General features: G+C 59.5%; 12 protein-coding genes. 8 read left to right on the top strand and 4 right to left on the bottom strand.

The window, feature by feature from the left end:
- Nucleotides 1–178: 178 nt before the first annotated feature.
- The 3 genes from dsrP to NZK35_RS27040 all read right to left on the bottom strand — a co-directional run bounded on the left by dsrP (nt 179) and on the right by NZK35_RS27040 (nt 3,227).
- A complete protein-coding gene (gene dsrP / locus NZK35_RS27050; protein WP_259635643.1) occupies nt 179–1,459 on the bottom strand; it encodes a sulfate reduction electron transfer complex DsrMKJOP subunit DsrP in 1,281 nt (426 codons plus the stop codon).
- A 123-nt stretch (nt 1,460–1,582) separates the two neighbouring features.
- Nucleotides 1,583–2,545 (bottom strand): 4Fe-4S dicluster domain-containing protein, encoded by a 963-nt coding sequence (locus NZK35_RS27045; RefSeq protein WP_259635642.1) that lies wholly within the window; start codon nt 2,543–2,545, stop codon nt 1,583–1,585.
- Nucleotides 2,529–3,227: a cytochrome c3 family protein gene (locus NZK35_RS27040; RefSeq protein ID WP_259635641.1), complete on the bottom strand. Its 699-nt coding sequence runs from the start codon at nt 3,225–3,227 to the stop codon at nt 2,529–2,531. The genes NZK35_RS27045 and NZK35_RS27040 overlap by 17 nt, the downstream gene beginning before the upstream one ends.
- Before the next feature lie 94 nt (nt 3,228–3,321).
- On the opposite strand from NZK35_RS27040, the gene NZK35_RS27035 reads away from it, so the two are divergent.
- The 5 genes from NZK35_RS27035 (at nt 3,322) to NZK35_RS27015 (ending at nt 8,084) form a co-directional block, all read left to right on the top strand.
- A complete protein-coding gene (locus NZK35_RS27035) occupies nt 3,322–3,597 on the top strand; it encodes a hypothetical protein (protein WP_259635640.1) in 276 nt (91 codons plus the stop codon).
- Nucleotides 3,598–3,613: 16 nt separating this feature from the next.
- Nucleotides 3,614–6,031, top strand: coding sequence for a molybdopterin-dependent oxidoreductase (locus tag NZK35_RS27030; RefSeq protein ID WP_259635639.1), 2,418 nt, complete (start codon nt 3,614–3,616; stop codon nt 6,029–6,031).
- Nucleotides 6,028–6,849, top strand: a complete 822-nt coding sequence (locus NZK35_RS27025; protein ID WP_259635638.1) for a multiheme c-type cytochrome — start codon at nt 6,028–6,030, stop codon at nt 6,847–6,849. The genes NZK35_RS27030 and NZK35_RS27025 overlap by 4 nt, the downstream gene beginning before the upstream one ends.
- Before the next feature lie 204 nt (nt 6,850–7,053).
- The gene (locus NZK35_RS27020; protein WP_259635637.1) at nt 7,054–7,785 is read left to right on the top strand and encodes a 4Fe-4S dicluster domain-containing protein; all 732 of its coding nucleotides are present in this window, start codon (nt 7,054–7,056) and stop codon (nt 7,783–7,785) included.
- Complete coding sequence (locus NZK35_RS27015) at nt 7,782–8,084, top strand: hypothetical protein (protein ID WP_259635636.1); 303 nt, start codon at nt 7,782–7,784, stop codon at nt 8,082–8,084. The genes NZK35_RS27020 and NZK35_RS27015 overlap by 4 nt, the downstream gene beginning before the upstream one ends.
- Before the next feature lie 211 nt (nt 8,085–8,295).
- On the opposite strand, the gene fusA is transcribed toward NZK35_RS27015, so the two are convergent.
- Nucleotides 8,296–10,377, bottom strand: coding sequence for an elongation factor G (fusA, locus tag NZK35_RS27010; protein WP_259635635.1), 2,082 nt, complete (start codon nt 10,375–10,377; stop codon nt 8,296–8,298).
- 604 nt (nt 10,378–10,981) lie between these two features.
- Here fusA and rpsR point away from each other — a divergent pair.
- The 3 genes from rpsR (at nt 10,982) to NZK35_RS26995 (ending at nt 13,926) form a co-directional block, all read left to right on the top strand.
- A complete protein-coding gene (rpsR, locus tag NZK35_RS27005; protein ID WP_095736868.1) occupies nt 10,982–11,245 on the top strand; it encodes a 30S ribosomal protein S18 in 264 nt (87 codons plus the stop codon).
- Nucleotides 11,245–11,670 (top strand): acyl-CoA thioesterase, encoded by a 426-nt coding sequence (locus NZK35_RS27000; RefSeq protein ID WP_259635634.1) that lies wholly within the window; start codon nt 11,245–11,247, stop codon nt 11,668–11,670. The genes rpsR and NZK35_RS27000 overlap by 1 nt, the downstream gene beginning before the upstream one ends.
- 507 nt (nt 11,671–12,177) lie before the next feature.
- Complete coding sequence (locus NZK35_RS26995) at nt 12,178–13,926, top strand: ABC transporter permease (protein ID WP_259635633.1); 1,749 nt, start codon at nt 12,178–12,180, stop codon at nt 13,924–13,926.
- The last annotated feature ends 17 nt before the right edge of the window (nt 13,927–13,943 follow it).

Here is a 13,943-nt window from a genome sequence, read left to right as displayed (position 1 = left end):
ACACCAACGCTTGCTGAATCCCGACCGACTGTGCCGGTGGCAGCATTCGCGCGAGACGCATTCTGCCGCCGATTATACACGGACCGCCGGACGAACGAATGGCGGTCTGAAAGAGTGACGCAAGCCTGCAGCTTGCGCTTCAGGGGACGCAAGCTGGAAGCTTACGCCACTAAAGAATTCAACTCGTCGCCGTCCGCTCGTTGGAACTCACCTGACCGGTGAAGACGCTAATCACCAATTTCATCAGCAGCGTCAGAACCAGCATGCCGAACGCCCAAATCCCGACGGTGACTTTCCACTCGATCAGGCTCGGAGTGTACTCCACGATCTCGTGAAGCGTCGAAGGGATGAAACCGGGGATGATCAGCCCCATGCCTTTTTCGATCCAAATGCCGACGATGCAGCACAGGCAAGCGACGATGCGGACGGTACTGCGTTCCATGGCCGCCGGCAGGAAGAACAAAAACGTGCCGATCAAATTGAGTGCGATGGCCGACCAGATCCAAGGCACCAAACCGTGGTGACCGTGCGCGCCGAAGAACAGATACTTGGCCGACGACGCGTGCCCACCACCGGTGTAGAAGAGCGTGAAAATCTCGCTGGCCAGCATCACCAGGTTGACCACCATCGCGACGCGAATGATTTGAACCAGCGTCCTGGCCGGTCCCACCGGTGCGGAGTAACCGGTGGTGATCCGCATCACCCGCATCACCAGGATGATGAAGGCTGGTCCGCTGACAAATGCCGAGGCCAGAAACCGCGGCGCGAGCAGAGCGGTGTTCCAAAAGGGCCGTCCGCCCAGTCCGCAGTACAAGAAGGCGGTGACCGTATGAATGCTGATCGCCCAAAAGATCGACAAGAAGACAAACGGGATGTACCACTTGGGATCGGGTTTGCGACCCAGGTAACGCATGTAAAGCAAGTAGCCGACGACATGCAGATTGATCAGCAAGTAGCCGTTGAGCACGATCACGTCCCAGGTCAACATCGACATCGGCCAATTGAATTCGCCGATGCCGGGAATCATGTGCCAGAATCGATCCGGGCGTCCCAGGTCGACGATCACGCTCAGCGTGCACATCACGATCGCCGCGATCGCCACCGTTTCTCCGACGATCACCACCTTGTGCATGTCTTCGTCGTCATACAAATACGCAGGGATCACCATCATCACGCCGCCGGCGGCCAAGCCGACACAGAAGGTGAAATTGGCGATGTACAAGCCCCAGCTGACGTGATCGGTCATGTTGGTACCGATCATGCCGCCGGCGACTTGATTGGCCCAAGCGTTGGCCCCTACCAAAGACAATGCCGTCAGCAGGGTCATCCAGGCATAGAATCCGAAGGATCCCTCGGTGGCCAGCGAGAGGATGCGTTTGATGAACCGCGGATAGGTCAGCAGATGGGAGTCTTCGCTCCGATGATCATCGCTTGTCGGCACGGCCGTAGTGCTGCTCATGCTATTCCTTGATTCGCTCGCCAAAGCATTTGGGTGGTGGATGTTGATCGTTGGTGTCCAGCCTTTAGACCAATACCGCTAAGNNCTAAAGCCTGGACACCAACGGTTTGGATGTTGTGTTGTTCAGTCGAAGTAGTAAAAGAACGCCGGCTTGGTCCCCAATTCTTCCTTCAGGATGTAGACCCGTTTGTTTTCCAGGATCCAACGGATGTTCGAATCGGGGTCCAAAATGTTTCCGAACACGCGGGCACCGGTCGGGCAAGCTTCCAGGCAAGCGGGCAGCTTCCCGCGACGGGTTCGATGCAAACAATAGGTGCACTTTTCCACGACCCCGACGGGGCGAATTCGATTGCTCAGGTAGCTTTGGTCCGGATTGATTTCCTCGGCAGGAATCTCTGCCTGTTTCCAATTGAACCGACGCGCGTGGTAGGGGCAGGCCGCTTCGCAGTACCGGCAGCCGATGCACCAGTTGTAATCGACCACGACGATCCCATCTTCTTCCTTCCAGGTCGCTTTGACCGGACAGACATCGACGCAAGGCGGTTCGTCACACTGTTGGCACTGGACCGGCAAGTAAAATTTGTCGTCTTTGGGAACCACGCCGCTGTAGGTCGTGTTGCCCTGCTCCATGTCCATCGTGCCCTTGGGCATTTCCAAAACACGGATGTACGACTGGCCGGTCGACCGGTCGTGATTGTTCTCTTTGTGACAGGCCTCGACGCATTTTCCGTTGCCGTTGCAGACGCTCAGATTGATCGCGTAGACAAATTTGGTGCCCGGGATCGGACGGTCGTCGGCGATCTCAACCTCGACGCCATGGTTTTCTTTGGCCTCCGCTTCCAGCCGCTCGATCACCAGACGCTTGTCCTGATCGGTCAAGCGTTTGTAGTGCGATTGCATGAACTCGGCCGCCGAGGTCCGCTGGGCGGCTTGCCGCAACGGGGAGACGGCGGCAACAAAGGCGGCGGCGCCCAGCGTGGCGAACGCGCCTTTGACCGCGGTGCGACGGCTGGGATTTGCGATGACCGGCAGCGAACGATCGCGCCCGCCATCACCTGTCGGTGACGGATCATTCGTGGTCGTCATGCTTCGTTTCATCCTTTAGAAATCGATCCCGTGGCTTGAAGCCGACGATCATCTTGGGGTAACTCGGCTCGTGGGGGTCGTGACAATCGATGCAGTTGTTTTTCGTTTGCGGACCGCGCGACAAATCCCAGTGCCCGTTCATGCCGCCGTGGGCACCATGCCGAAACGCGGTCGCCTGGGCGGCGTGGCATTGCGAACACAACGTCATCACGTCGCGATACTCGACCGCACTGCCGTCGGCCAAACGCAAGGCGTCGGATTGTTCGGGGTTGTGGCAGGCATAACACGTCAACGTGCCGTGATTGAACGCCAATCCCTGGTGAAACTCGTCCAACGAATCGCTGGTCCGGTTGGCAAGGTTGGGTGGGCGGACGCTGTGACAGGTCGAGCAGGCGACCTGGCCGGATCGACCTTGCGGGTCCGTCGCGGCCAGCTCGATCAGCGGCGGACCTGCGGGGCGACGAACCACGACGGCGTGACGCCCCGGCTCACCCGGGTCGCGTTCTGTCTCGCTGCGCGACTGAACCGGTCGCCCGGAAGGCTCCGATGAGATCGACTGCGCTGCAACGTCGCGCTCCCTGTGCTGATTGTCACGCGGTGGTGTGCTGTCCCAGCACACCACAACCATCAACGCGGCTGTACAAATGACACCGGCTGAAACAAGACTGGCGATTCGCGTCATGCATTTTCTGGCGGGGATTGGGTTCAACTGACGAGACAAAACCTATACACTGCTGTGCAGATTAAACACTACTCAAGTAGAAGAAGCAAGCGAAGTGCCAATCAGCGGCTTGGTGATCACTTTCGATCAAACGTTCGACCACCCCGACGAAACCCTTTCCCGTTTGCGCGCCGAGCCTGCGATCGAAGTTGGCGCCTGCGACCGGCGACAATGTGCGATCGTTGTTGACACGGCTTCGCAAGCGGACGACAAAAAGATTTACCAGTGGGTACAGGACTTGCCCGGGGTAGCGGGCATCCAGGTTGCGTTCGTCGGATTCGATGACGACGCGACCCCAAACTCCTCTTCAACGACCGATTCGGTGGACTGACCAGTAGGGAACAGAGATGGATTCAAAGCGACGTGGTTTTCTCAAGTCCGCCGCGATGGCAGCGGCCGGTTCGATGGTGCTCGGCGAAGGGGAGTTCTCCTTGCCGGTGCTCGGTGCGGCCGACGCGCCCAGCGATGGAGACGAATTGACGTGGAGCAAGGCACCGTGTCGTTTTTGCGGAACCGGGTGTCACCTCCAGGTCGGCGTGCACGAGGGGCGCGTGGTGGCGGTCGCCGGAGACAAGGCTGCCGAGGTCAACAAGGGGCTGTTGTGCGTCAAGGGCTATCACGTCGGTGGCATCTTGTATGGCGCGGATCGATTGACGAAACCGTTGCTTCGCAAAGACGGCGGTCTGGTCGAAATCGAGTGGGACGAAGCGATCGACATCATCGCCCAACGCATCATGGACGCGCCCGAGAAGTTCGCGTTTTACGGCAGCGGTCAATGGACGATCCCCGAAGGCTACGCGGCGCAAAAGTTGATGAAGGGCGGGCTTTCCAACAACCACATCGACCCCAACGCTCGGTTGTGTATGGCCTCGGCCGTGACCGGGTTTCTGGCCACGTACGGGGTCGACGAGCCGGCCGGCTGCTACGACGACCTGGACGCCTGCGATGTGCTGATCACTTGGGGCAACAACCCCGCGGAAATGCACCCGATTCTGTTTTCACGGGTCACCGACCGCCGCTCCCGCGGAGAGAACGTTCGCATCATCGACATTTCCACCCGACGGACACGGACCACCGATGCGGCCAATGATTATTTGGAAATGGCCCCCCACGGCGACGTTGCGATCGCCTTGGGGATCATGAACCAGCTGATCGCTTCGGGCACCTACGACAAAGACTTCGTGGAAAAACATTGCGCGTTTCGGACGCTCGAATCGGAAACCCCCACGCTGCAAGGCGAGGCGATTTCGGAAGACGAGTTTCGCAAGCGGATCGCGGCGTACACGCCCGAACGTGTCGAAGAGCTTTCGGGGGTTCCCGCCGACCAGATCCGCATGCTGGGCAAACTGTTCGGCGACCGCAATTTGCGGATCACCAGTTTGTGGTGCATGGGGATGAACCAGCACACGATGGGCACGGCGGTCAACTCGCTGGTCCACGGGGTCCATCTGCTGAGCGGCCACTTCGGACGCCCCGGCGATGCGCCGACCAGTTTGACCGGGCAGCCGTCTGCTTGCGGGACGGTTCGCGAAGTCGGCACACTCGCTCACGCGTTGCCCGGCGGTCGGGTGGTCGCCAATCCGGATCATCGCGCCCAGTGCGAAGGGTTTTGGAACCTGCCGGCCGGTCGCATCAGCTCTACGCCGGGCTACCACACGGTCAAGATGTTCGACCAGTTCACCAAGTCTGCCGACGAGGGCGGCGACATCGACACGTTGTTTGTCCAGGTCACCAATCCGGGCCAAACCCTGCCCAACTTGAACAAGTTGTTCAACGACAAGGAAAAACTAAACGACAAGTTCTTGATCGTCTCGGAGGTTTATCCGACGGCGACGACGCAGTTGGCCGACTTGATTTTGCCGGCCGCGCTGTGGGTCGAAAAAAACGGGATCTACGGCAACAGTGAACGTCGAACCCAACAGTGGTTCAAGCTGGTCGACCCGCCGGGCGAAGCTCGTGACGACACCTGGATGACGATCGCCATCGCGCACCGATTGCTGGAACTCGGTCACGAAGGCATGAAAGACAAAGACGGCGAATTCATTTTCTCAGTCAAAGACGAACAGGGCGAAGACATCCCGATTTGGGAATTTGAACACTACTACGACACGAACGTCGACAAGCATTTGTTCGAGGAGTATCGCCAGTTCACGACGATGAAACACAAGAACCTGGCGCCCTATGACGAGTATGTCAAAGCACGTGGATTGCGTTGGCCGGTCGTACAGCAAGACGACGGGTCTTGGCGCGAAACGCGATTTCGTTTCGCCGGCTTCGACGACCCGTTCGTCGCCGAAGGCGAGGAATTCGACTTCTATCATTCCACCAGCGGTGACGGGCGCGCCCAGGTTTGGTTCCACGATTACCAACCACCGCCGGAGGTTCCCGACGAAGAGTTCCCGATGTGGCTGTGCACCGGACGGGTGCTGGAGCACTGGCACACCGGGACGATGACCCGGCGTCTGCCCCAACTGAACCGCGCCATGCCGACCGCCTATGTCGAAATGAATTTGCAGGACGCCTTGGCGCAGAACATTCGCCAAGGGGAAACGGTGGTGATCGAATCGAGACGTGGCACGACGCAGCTGCCGGTGTGGATCGATGGCCGTGGCCGACCGCCGCGGGGAACGATCTTCGTTCCGTTCTTTGACGAGACCAAACTGATCAACAACTGCACCTTGGATGATCACGACCCGTTCTCCAAGCAACCGGATTACAAGAAGTGCGCCGTCCGAGTTCGCAAGCTCAGTGAGGCATCGTCATGAGCGAACCAGCCAAACCGGTGCGACGCGGTCGCCTGACATCTCTGTTTCTATTCAGCGTCCTGGCGGTCTCCGTGATCGGATATCTCGTCGGGCTCTCCGACGGTGTGCCCGCGCCCGATGGCGTGTCCCGGCGCTCTCCCACGGACGTCGCCCAAACCTCCGCGGCCGACGCGTCGGGCAAGGTCGTCCCGGCGGTCAATTATGCCGAGATTCCCGCCACACCGATGGGGCCGACCGACGCCTACCAGGCAAAACCTGTCGCGCTATCGGATCAGCCGGCGTACGATTTGTTCAAGCAGATCGAGCCGAGTGAAGCCGATAAACTGGATTCGAGTCGCATCCGGTCCTCCCGGAGAGCGTACAACGGGGCTCCGCCGATCATCCCGCACGCGGTGGAGAACACCAGCGACGCGGCCTGCTACGCCTGCCATGGCGGCGGCATTCGGTTGGACGGGATGAAGGCCAGCGTGATGTCGCACGCATATTTAGCCAACTGCGTCCAATGCCACTCGCCGCCTCCGCCGACGCCGTTTCAAGACGTTCCCCATGAGGTTGACAATGGTTTCGTCGGCCTAGCGGCACCCCAAGCCGGAAAACGGGCCTACCCCGGCGCGCCGCCCACGATTCCACATTCGCAGTGGATGCGAGAAAGCTGTAACGCCTGTCACGGCGGCCCCAACGGTTGGGCCGGGATGGAATCGACGCACCCCTGGCGAACCAATTGCACCCAATGCCACGCGCCGTCCGCCGCCTTGGATCAAGCGATTCCGGCCAAGGCGATTCCGATGTTGCCGCCGTTGGATGTGGCGGTGAATTAAATTCGGCGTCGTCGCGTTCGTCCATCGTCCGATGGTTGTCGTAGGCCGTTGGCCAAGCGTGTGCGGGGAATCAACGGTCCGTATGGACCGATTCGGCCAACGGCCGTTCACATCCGTAGCCTAGGGCAACGCTCTAGGTGGACGAACGCCACGCGTTTCGGATTGGCCGACGGTCATCCACACCCAACTTGACGGATCGATCCAATGCCATTGCCTGCGGCAGACGACAATCAACCGAGCAAAAAGCCGACGCTCAATCGCCGCGATCTGCTGCAAGGCAGACTGTGGAAATTGGTGCGTCCTTCCGAGCGGACGCCTTTGGTGATGCGTTATCCGAAAACGCGTGAGGACGTCGACGGATCCGATCCCGTGCCGTCAGCCAAACCGCCACGCAGTATCGGCGGCATCGCGATCGAACCGGTCAGGCCGACGGCGTTCGACACGACCGCACCGCCGAGGTCGTACCCGGTCTTTCGGCCCCCCGGTGCCGTCGCCGAGTCCCAGTTTCTCGCCGGTTGCACGCGCTGTGGCGATTGTGTCGACGCCTGTCCGCATGACGCGATCGTCAAGGCACCGGATCGCACGGGTGCGATCGCGGGGACGCCGACCATCAACGCCGATGCCAACGCGTGTCTGATGTGTGAAGACTTTCCTTGTATTAGCGCTTGCGAACCGGGCGTGCTGTCCCGGTCGCTGCCCAAGGCGATCGGCACCGCCAGGATCACCGAGCACCTGTGTCTGGCCCATCACTCGACGACCTGCACGGTTTGCAGCGAGCGTTGTCCGACCGCAGGCGTGATCCGTGTTTCCGATGGAAAGCCGACGATCGATGAAGGGGCATGCACCGGTTGTGGTGTCTGCCGTTACGTTTGTCCGGCACCAGAAAACGCGATTTTGTTGATGCCGCTATTTAATCGTCCGAGCTTGCCGTCATGACGTCCGAAGAACCGCTTCCAGAAATCCTGCAGGCCGAATGGGCGCGGGATCAGGTGATGGCGTTGTTTGCCGATCTAGAGGCCGGATCTGAAGTCCGGCACGTGCAGTTGCGAACCGCATCGGACGACGCCGCGGTAACGCTGGCCGATGCCGAAGCGGCATTCGCCCAAGGGACCGCCCGCGCGATCCAAGTCCGCTATCGATTCGAGGGGGAGTGGTGGAGCGACACGATCTTGCCCGGTGAACCGACGACCAAGATCATTCGCAGCCGGTTGCCCGACCACGGAATGTCGCCATGAAACGGGACGCGGCGTGAACGTGTTCCGCGTGAGACGGAGCCTCCGGCCCATTGCGTTCCAAGGCGGAGCCTTGGAACGAGTGGAGGGTGAGCCGCAGGCCGTAAGGCCTCGGGCAGCGTCGCAATGCCCGGCCGCTTACGCGTCGCGGCTCACAAAATCGACAGCCCGCTCGCGCCGTTCCGATCACCAATGACGAAAGGCGTGAGGCGGACTACTTGCCTTCCTTTTCGCGGCGTTTCATCTCGACGATTTCGTCCTGGACGTTGGACGGAGTTTCGCGATACGTCGCCAATTCCATCGTGAACGTTCCCTGGCCTTGCGTCATGCTACGCAGATCCGTCGAGTAGCCGAAGGTTTCGGCCAGCGGGATTTCAGCGATGATGATGCTGACTCCTTCGACGATATCGTTGCTGTTCATGATGCCACGGCGGCGGATGACGTCACCGACGACGGTCCCTTGGAAATCTTCGGGGCATTCGATTTCGATCTTCATGATCGGCTCGAGCAACTTCGGCGCGGCTTGTTTGAAGTACTCGCGGAAGCAACCTTGGGCGGCGGTGTAGAACGCTTTTTCCGACGAGTCGACTTCGTGGAATGAGCCGTCATCGAGGTCGATTTTGGTGCCCACGACGGGGTATTCCGCCAACGGCCCTTTGCCCAAGATATCTCGGAATCCTTTTTCGATTGCCGGGATGTATTGCTTCGGAATCCGTCCCCCGACGACGTGATCTTCGAATTCAAAGCTGTCTTCGCTGATCGAATCGAGCGGGCTGAGCTTACCGACGATGTGGGCGTATTGGCCCGAGCCACCGGTTTGCTTCTTGTGCTTGTAATTAAACTCGACCAAACGAGTGGGGCTTTCGCGGTAGCTGACCTTGGGGGCACCGACTTCGATTTCGACGTCGTATTCACGGCGGATTCGTTCGATGTAGACTTCGAGGTGCAATTCGCCCATGCCGCTGATCAGAATTTCGTTGGTTTCCTCGTCCGTCATGACTCGGAACGTCGGATCTTCTTTGCGGAAGCGTTGCAGCGCCTTGCTCATCTTGTCGCCGTCGCCGCGGTTTTTGGGGCTCACCGCGATCTTGATCACCGGGTCCGGAACGAACATCGATTCCAACGTGCACTGGTCACGTTCGGCGGCATAGGTGTCTCCACTGGCCGAGTCGATGCCGGTGACCGCCACGATATCGCCGGCACTGGCCGATTCGATTTTCTCGCGTTTATCACTGTGCATTCGAACGATTTGGCTGAAACGTTCCTTGCGGCCGGTCCGCTGGTTGATATAGCTGCCAGCTTTTTCAATGGTCCCTTGGTAGATTCGCATGAAGGTCAATTGGCCGAACTCATCGTCCACGATTTTGAAGGCCATGCCGACAAACGGTGCGTCGGGGTCGGGCTTCAGTTCGATCTTCTTGGTTTCGTCCTTGGGGTCGGTGCCACGGATTTCACGATCCAGCGGACAGGGCAGGTAGCGGTTGACGGCATCCAACAGCGGTTGGACCCCCTTGTTCTTGAACGCACTGCCCAAGTAGACCGGGGTGGCACCGGCGAGCACGGCGTCGCGGGTGACCTTGTAGATCATCTCCAGCGGCACTTCTTCTTCGCTGAGCAGCAATTCCATCATCTCGTCGTTGTACATCGACAAATGTTCGAGCATGTGGGCGCGTTCGGCAACGCACTTGTCCATCAATTCGGCGGGGACTTCACCGACGTCGACGTTTTGGCCTTCGTCGCCGGAGAAGCGATAGGACTTCATTTCGATCAGGTCGACGACGCCTTGGAACTTGTCTTCGGCACCGATCGGGTATTGCATCAAGAACGCTTCGGCACCCAGTTTGTCGCGAAGTTGTTGGACGACGCGGAACGGGTTGGCACCGGTTCGGTCCATCTTGTTGATGAACGCGACCCGGGGAATCTGATAGCGTTTCATTTGCCGGTCGACGGTGATCGATTGGCTCTGGACGCCGCCGACGCTGCACAGCACCAGGACGGCACCGTCGAGGACGCGGAGCGAGCGTTCGACTTCGACGGTAAAGTCGACGTGGCCGGGTGTATCGATCAGGTTGATCTTGTAGCCCTTCCATTCCAGGCTGGTGGCGGCACTGGTGATCGTGATCCCGCGTTCCTTTTCCAGTTCCATGTGGTCCATCGTCGCGCCGTCGCCGCCGCCACGGACGTCTTCGATCTTGTGAATTCGACCAGCGTAGAACAAGATGCGTTCGCTCAATGTGGTCTTGCCCGAGTCGATGTGGGCGCTGATCCCAATGTTTCTCACTTTCTCCAATTTCATCTCATTCACCTAGCTGTCGCAGCCGACCGAAGACGTCTCGGGGACGCGGAAAACAATTCGCGTCAACTTGTTTATTGGAAAGACCGAGAATGGTGGGTCGGAACGAATTGTGTTGTGGGGCACCGATCGGTGTGGTCCGAGAGGCCCCCTGGGGGGCAAGCGGTACAGCCGGCTCGGTACAAATCTCAGTAACGGGGAAGGGCTGATTCGAACGCGGCAAAGGAGGCCGTCTTGAATCACGCCGAAAATTTTTGCGGAATATGGCAAAGGTTTGGCCCAGCGGAAAGGGCAAATCCAACCGGAGTGGTCAACAATTCGACCGCTTTTCACACCGTTTTCACAAGGCCCCCGTCGGTTTCCTCTTGCCGAAGGGCTGCGACCGCGGCATACTGCCCGGCTTCATTCGATCCCTTGGCGAGTCGATGAGCCGCCCGCGGAAATGGTTTCCGCCCAAGCTCCTGTCTCACCGACCACTCACGACGTCTTCACCGTCAACACCGCTTCAGCGATGAAAGGGTGTGGCTTAAGGGTGTTGCACGCCGCCTTGAGTGTCCGATCGCCACCCTTTCTGTAGAGCCCAAGAAAAGAAATGCCAGCCCGACCGATGAGTTCGCGTAGCCGAGCTCGAAAACGTTCACGCGTCCGCTCCCGTGCCAAGAAACAAGATCCGATTTTTGTCGATGGCCAACGTCCCCGTCCGATGTATGTGGACTACAAAGACGTCGAGCTGCTGAAGAAAATGATCAATCGCCAAGGTCGAATCGTCGGACGGCGCAAGAGCGGATGCACGGCCGTCAGTCAGCACGCGGTGACCGCCGCCGTCAAACGCGCCCGCTACATGGCTCTGTTGCCCTTCCAAGGCGATTGATGAGTTTTCGAACTCGTCGTCTCGTCGAGTTTCGTGACACGGATGCCGCCGGAATTGTTCACTTTTCGGCGTTCTTTCCCTGGATGGAATCCGCCGAGCACGAAATGCTGCGGTCGCTGGGAATCAAGGTGTTGCCTGATTCCCACGACGACCCCTCGGTGACTTGGCCCCGTGTCAGTGTCAGCTGCGATTACGCCAACGCCGCCCGCTTCGAAGATCGGCTGGACATCGAGGTCTCGGTCGTCAACATCGGCCGATCCAGTATCCGCTACGAGGTGGCGTTCTCACGCCAGGGCGAAGGCGGGGAGAGCGTGCCGGTCGCGAAGGGGACGACGGTCGTCGTCTGCTGCCGTCTGCGCCCCAGGGGTGGTCTGGAAAAAGTGCCGATCCCCGATGACATCCGCGCCAAGCTAGAATCGCTGTAGGGGTCCGCGTCCGCCGGGCAATGAGAGGATCGGCGGATCGTTTGTACGACGTCCTTTCGCGACTCGTTCCCAGGGCTCTGCCCTACGCCGTGAACGAATTCTTTCCCGTGTTTTAGGAGATGTTAGCGGCAGGGCGCGAGCCCTCCGGCTTGCGCATCTTTGCCGAAACACCGGAGGGCTCGCGCCCTGCCGCTAAAAAATCGTTCACGGCGTAAGGCTCCGCCGGCGGACCGCCCAGGCGGAGCCTCCAAGGCAGTGTGTTCCCAGGCGGAGCCTGGGAACAAGTCTTGAAAGCCTGGACACCAACGGCGGCGGATTGATTGTCGCTTCGTTGGCCGCCTGGGCGAAACTGAGAAATCTCGGGGAAGCCGGGCAACCATTTGGCGACTCGTTGCGTAGCGATCAATCGGCGGAAAAGGTCCGTCGCTCGCGCTTGTCTCCCTTCACCTCGTTGCTGCCCTGCTCATGGCCCCGTCTGTGCTATCGGCTCCTGCCGCCATCTCTGGCTTGTCGTTGGACGTTTCCAACTTGTTCCCCGGGCCGATGTTGCTCGGGCAAATTGCGGACTGGTTTCCCATTTGGGTCACACCGATCTACACGATCGCGATCGGTCTGTTGCTCGGAGCGGGGGCCGCGGCGCTGTTCTATGGAGTCCTGGCGCTACTCTCGTTCGTTCCGCCGCTGGGGAAATTGGCCGATTCGCCGACCACCGGAAACATCGCCTCGCTGGTGATCGGGGTCGTGATCGCAGTGTTGCTGTGCAGCCAGTATGCCTGGTCCGATGACGGGTTTGCGCAAACGCTGATCCTGCCGCTGGTCCTGATCGGTTTGGTGATGGGCTACGCGATCATCTATGCGATGTGGTATCGCACACGGGTGGAATGGGGAGAGATCTTGACCGAGGGGATTGTGCCTTACGTGTTGTCGGTCGCGGGCGTGTTCGTCCTGGTCGGTCTGGCGGGCAGCTACTTCATCTCCGACCCGATGCGGTTCGTCCGCTCGCTTTCGGAAGTCCATTTGGTCGGTGATGGCGTCACGGAAGTCGCGCTGACCATCCCCGGTGCCGATCCTTCGGTCAGTCCCGATGCGGCGACGTTTCATCCCCAGTCGATCGACTACGACTTGACGGGGATTTCCGAGCTGACGATCTCGACCGACAAGACGGTGATGTTGGCCGATGGCGCCGAGATGATTGATTTTGAACGCAATCCGACGCGCGTCGATGCGGGCGAAACGTTGGTGTTTCGCTATCAAGACCGTGACCAGCCGCCGCTGCCGCAGGACCCGTCTCGGTTCCACATCCAGAACCGCGAACTCGATCCGGCGACCGTCACGATCACGATGACGTCGATCCCCCGAGTTCCCGAGATCACTCAGGCGGCCGGCATCGGTGCCCTGGTGTTCTTTCTGTTCAGCGGGCTGGTGGCCTTTCGTCAGGCCGCACCGCGTGTCTGGGCGTTGGCCTGGTCGACCGCCAAGAACGAGATGGCCCAGACGCTGTATCTGATCCTGTTGGTCATCGGGGTGGTCGGGGTCATCATCTTTTCGATCTACCCGTTCAACACGCTCGGCGATGACATTCGCATGTTCAAGGACAGCAGCGTGACGCTGATCATGGTCCTGGCCATGTTGCAAGCGGTTTGGAGTTCGGGGACCTCGGTCAGCGAAGAGATCGAAGGTCGAACGGCGTTGACGGTGCTCAGCAAGCCGGTTTCGCGGCGATCGTTTTTGCTGGGCAAGTATGCCGGCATCATCATGTCGGTCGCGGTGATGTTCGTCATCATCGGAGCCGTGTTGCTGTTGTTGATGGCCTACAAGCCGATCTATGACGCCCGCGAGACGGCCAAGGCGACGCCGATCTGGGAAATCGGATTCAACGAAATCATGTCCACCGTTCCCGTCCTCGGACTGTACTTCATGCAGACGATGGCGATCGCGTCGATCGCCGTTGCCCTCGCCACCCGCCTGCCCCTGCTGGCCAATCTGATCCTGTGTTTCGTGATCTATGTGATCGGAAACCTGACGCAGCCGCTCGTCGCGTCGGCCCAGGGCGAAAACCCGCTGGTCGGTTTCTTCGGCAATTTGATCGCGGTCATCGTCCCGAATTTGAACATTTTTAATGTTCAAAGCGCCATGGATAGTGGAAGCCAGGTCCCATGGATCTACTTGGCCGGTTCTTTTAACTATCTTGTGTGTTTCGCGGTCGCGATTTGGATGCTTGCGATGCTGTTGTTCGAGGACCGCGATTTGGCATAGTGGGTGAACGGAAAACC

The organism is Stieleria sedimenti (assembly GCF_025060895.1).
Classification (GTDB): domain Bacteria; phylum Planctomycetota; class Planctomycetia; order Pirellulales; family Pirellulaceae; genus Stieleria; species Stieleria sedimenti.
Note: the sequence above shows the minus strand (reverse complement) of the source record. Positions and strands in the feature narration are given on the sequence as shown.

Coding starts and splice junctions, on each gene's coding strand:
- dsrP (WP_259635643.1), bottom strand. CDS start 1,459: ATGAGCAGCACTACGGCCGTGCCGACAAGCGATGATCATCGGAGCGAA.
- NZK35_RS27045 (WP_259635642.1), bottom strand. CDS start 2,545: ATGACGACCACGAATGATCCGTCACCGACAGGTGATGGCGGGCGCGAT.
- NZK35_RS27040 (WP_259635641.1), bottom strand. CDS start 3,227: ATGACGCGAATCGCCAGTCTTGTTTCAGCCGGTGTCATTTGTACAGCC.
- NZK35_RS27030 (WP_259635639.1), top strand. CDS start 3,614: ATGGATTCAAAGCGACGTGGTTTTCTCAAGTCCGCCGCGATGGCAGCG.
- NZK35_RS27025 (WP_259635638.1), top strand. CDS start 6,028: ATGAGCGAACCAGCCAAACCGGTGCGACGCGGTCGCCTGACATCTCTG.
- NZK35_RS27020 (WP_259635637.1), top strand. CDS start 7,054: ATGCCATTGCCTGCGGCAGACGACAATCAACCGAGCAAAAAGCCGACG.
- NZK35_RS27015 (WP_259635636.1), top strand. CDS start 7,782: ATGACGTCCGAAGAACCGCTTCCAGAAATCCTGCAGGCCGAATGGGCG.
- fusA (WP_259635635.1), bottom strand. CDS start 10,377: ATGAAATTGGAGAAAGTGAGAAACATTGGGATCAGCGCCCACATCGAC.
- rpsR (WP_095736868.1), top strand. CDS start 10,982: ATGAGTTCGCGTAGCCGAGCTCGAAAACGTTCACGCGTCCGCTCCCGT.
- NZK35_RS27000 (WP_259635634.1), top strand. CDS start 11,245: ATGAGTTTTCGAACTCGTCGTCTCGTCGAGTTTCGTGACACGGATGCC.